The 2355-nt window shown below is 67.8% G+C and carries 2 protein-coding genes; one reads left to right on the top strand and one right to left on the bottom strand.

Annotation, left to right across the window (positions count from 1 at the left end):
- Nucleotides 1–98: 98 nt before the first annotated feature.
- Nucleotides 99–1667: an MDR family MFS transporter gene (locus C1I93_RS30170; protein ID WP_111246632.1), complete on the bottom strand. Its 1569-nt coding sequence runs from the start codon at nt 1665–1667 to the stop codon at nt 99–101.
- A gap of 113 nt (nt 1668–1780) precedes the next feature.
- Here C1I93_RS30170 and C1I93_RS30175 point away from each other — a divergent pair, with 113 nt between their 5' ends.
- Nucleotides 1781–2347, top strand: a complete 567-nt coding sequence (locus tag C1I93_RS30175) for a TetR/AcrR family transcriptional regulator (protein WP_111246633.1) — start codon at nt 1781–1783, stop codon at nt 2345–2347.
- Nucleotides 2348–2355 lie beyond the last annotated feature (8 nt).

The following is a 2355-nucleotide window of genomic DNA, read 5'->3' on the forward strand; positions in this document are numbered from 1 at the left end:
GCCCTGCGCACCCCCGCCCTGAGTAGTCGCCCCGCGCGACGGTCACCCCGCGCAACGGTCGCCGGTGTTAACAGGGGGCCCTTCCTCTACATCAGGCGTTAAGAGGGGGCCCCTTCTTTCACCAGAGGCTGGGTGGGGGTGGGGTCGTTGCTGGTGCGCAGCGGAATCTCCCGGATGAACCAGGCCAGCACCGGGACCAGGACGGCGAAGAGCACCGCCCAGAGGAAGACGTGGGAGATGGCGTCGGCCAGGCCACCGAGCACCAACTCGCGGGCCTGCGGCGGCAGCTCGTTGAGCTGCTCGAGGTTCATCGCCGCCGCGCCCTCGCCGCCACCGCCGCCGAACGCCTCGCCGGCCGCCGAGCCGGCCAGCCGGTTGGCGAAGATGGCACCGAACAGCGAGATGCCGAACGACCCGCCGATGGAGCGGAAGAAGGTGGCCGCACCGCTGGCCGCACCGAGGTCCCGCTGCTCGACGCTGTTCTGCGCGATCAGCATCGACGTCTGCATGAGGAAGCCCATCCCGACGCCGAGCACGATCATGTAGAGCGAGGAGGTGACCTTGCTGGTGTGCACGTCCAGCAGGCTCAGCAGCACCAGGCCGACGGACATCACCACGCCGCCGACGATCGGATAGATCCGGTAGCGCCCGGTCCGGGTGATCGCCCGGCCGACGACGAGCGAGACCACGAGCATGCCGAACATCAGCGGCAGCAGCAGCAGACCGGAGTTGGTGGCCGAGGCGCCCTGCACGGTCTGCTGGTAGAGCGGCAGGAAGTTCATCGCGCCGAACATCGCGAAGCCGAGCAGGAAGCCGACGAGCGAGATGAGGGCGAAGTTCCGGTTGGCGAACAGGCTCAGCGGCAGGATCGGCTCGGCGGCCCGGCGCTCGACGAACCCGAAGACCAGCAGGGCGATCACGGCCACCCCGACCAGGCCGAGGATCTGCGGCGACACCCACGCGTACTCGCTGCCGCCCCAGGTGGTGATCAGCACGATCGCGGTGATACCTACCGACAGCAGGGCGGCACCCCACCAGTCGATCCGGTGTTCGGTGCGGTACTTGGGCAGGTGCAGGGTGGCGATCAGCAGCACCAGGGCCACCCCGCCGAGCGGCAGGTTGACGTAGAACGCCCAGCGCCAGGAGAGGTGGTCGGTGATGAAGCCGCCGACCAGCGGCCCGGCCACCATCGCGATGGCCATGATCCCGGCCATCATGCCCTGGTAGCGCCCGCGTTCCCGGGGCGGCACCAGGTCGCCGATGATCGCCATCACACCCACCATCAGGCCACCGGCACCCAGGCCCTGCACGGCGCGGAAGGCGATCAACTGGACCATGCCGTCGTCCGGACCGCCGAGAAACCCGGAACCGGACATCCCGCACAGCGCGGATCCGACCAGGAAGACCACCACGGCGGTGAGGAAGACCGGCTTGCGGCCGTACAGGTCGCCGAGCTTGCCCCAGATCGGGGTCGAGACGGTGGTGCCCAGCACGTACGCGGTGACCACCCAGGTGAAGTGGTTGAGGCCACCGAACTCGCCCACGATGCGTGGCAACGCCGTGCTGACGATCATGTTGTCGAGCATCGCCAGCATCATGGCGGTCATCAGGCCGACGAGCACCACCCGGATGTTGGGTCGCGCGATCGCCTGGTCTTGCTGAGTCATCGGTAAGCTCTCCCCCCGAGATGCGGCACACTTACCGGCCGTCCAGTAAGGCACCTTACTAGCCGCACGGTAAGTTGGGCAGCAGGACCGGTCAACCGATTTCAGGAGTATGAGTGAGCCAGAGCACAGGCGGTACGCGAGAGCGGATCAAGGCCGTCGCGCTGGAACTCTTCACCGAGCAGGGATACGAAGCGACGTCCCTGCGTGAGGTGGCCGAGCGGCTCGGCGTGACCAAGGCGGCACTCTACTACCACTTCAAGAGCAAGGACGAGATCGTCACCAGCGTGGTCGCCGACCGGCTGGACCTGATGGACAGCCTGATCGCCTGGGCGGAGGCGCAACCGCCCACCCTGGCCACCCGACGCGCGGTCATCGAGCGGTACGCCGACACCATATTCGGCGGCGACCAGCGTGGGGTGATGCGCTTCTTCGAGCAGAACCAGACCGCGCTGAAAAGCCTCTCCGCCGGCCGTGAGCTACGCGAGCGGTTGCTCCGGCTGGCCACCGTGCTCTCCGCCGGCGACAACTCCCCGGGTGGGCAGGTGCGGGCCGCACTGGCCCTGTTCGCAGTGCACAGCAGCTGGTTCGTGGTACGCACCCCGGACATCACCGACGCCGAACGCAAACACGTAGCCCTCGAAGTCGCCAACGAACTCCTAGCCGCCATCACCACCCCCTAACCCCACCC

The sequence above is a fragment of the Micromonospora endophytica genome, from assembly GCF_003236305.1.
Taxonomy (GTDB): Bacteria; Actinomycetota; Actinomycetes; order Mycobacteriales; family Micromonosporaceae; genus Micromonospora; species Micromonospora endophytica.

What these genes read in the sequence shown, in the direction of transcription:
- C1I93_RS30170 (WP_111246632.1), bottom strand. Translation starts at nt 1,667, where the DNA reads ATGACTCAGCAAGACCAGGCGATCGCGCGACCCAACATCCGGGTGGTG.